The organism is Marinobacter sp. C7 (genome assembly GCF_022343555.1).
Classification (GTDB): domain Bacteria; phylum Pseudomonadota; class Gammaproteobacteria; order Pseudomonadales; family Oleiphilaceae; genus Marinobacter.
This window is the reverse complement of sequence record NZ_JAKQZH010000018.1, coordinates 1-938: the sequence shown is the minus strand read 5'-3', so window position 1 is coordinate 938 and position 938 is coordinate 1. Positions and strand designations below refer to the sequence as shown.

Annotated in this window: 1 protein-coding gene; it reads right to left on the bottom strand. The window is 57.4% G+C overall.

Translation table 11 applies throughout. The features are described 5' to 3' along the window. Window positions 1–907: class II fructose-bisphosphate aldolase (fbaA, locus tag MD273_RS19255; protein WP_251068370.1), on the bottom strand; the 907-nt coding region annotated here is incomplete at its 3' end. Window positions 908–938 lie beyond the last annotated feature (31 nt).

Below are 938 nucleotides of genomic sequence, written 5' to 3'. Positions count from 1 at the left end.
GTGGGTCGTAAGCCTTCTTGTTTCCGACCTCGCCGTCGATCTTGAGAACGCCGTTGTAGTTCTCAAACATGTGGGAGACGATTGGGCGGGTGAATGCGTACTGGGTGTCAGTATCAACGTTCATCTTGATGACGCCGTAGGTCAGCGCCTCTTCGATCTTTTCCTTCTCGGAGCCTGAGCCACCGTGGAAGACGAAGTCGAATGGAAGTGCGTCGTCTGCAAGTCCAAGCTTCTTGCGTGCAACCTGCTGGCCCTCAAGGAGGACCTCTGGGCGCAGCTTGACGTTGCCTGGCTTGTAAACGCCGTGGACGTTACCGAAGGTAGCTGCTAGCAGGTAGCGGCCCTTCTCACCGGTGCCGATTGCATCGATGGTCTTCTCAAAGTCTTCTGGGGAGGTGTAGAGGTTTGCGCCAGCCTTAGCCTCAACGCCGTCTTCTTCGCCACCGACAACACCGATCTCAACTTCCAAGATGATGTTCGCTGCCTTGGCCTTAGCCAGCAGCTCCTGTGCGATTTCGAGGTTCTCGTCGATTGGGACAGCGGAACCATCCCACATGTGGGACTGGAACAGTGGAAGCTCGCCGCGGTCGACGCGCTCCTGGGAGATAGCCAGCAGTGGGCGGACGTACTCGTCCAGGACTTCCTTCTGGCAGTGGTCAGTGTGCAGAGCAACGTTGATGCCGTAGCTCTTTGCTGCCTCGTGGGCGAAGGCTGCAAGCGCAACTGCGCCCTTGACCTTGTTCTTTACTGCCAGGCCGGAACCGAACTCTGCACCACCGGTGGAGAACTGGATGATTCCGTCAGATTCAGCCTCTGCGAAGCCCTTGAGAGCTGCGTTGATGGTTTCCGAGGAGGTGCAGTTGATGGCTGGGAAGGCGAATCCGCCTTCCTTAGCACGATCGAGCATCTCGTTATAGACCTCGGGAGTTGCGATAGGC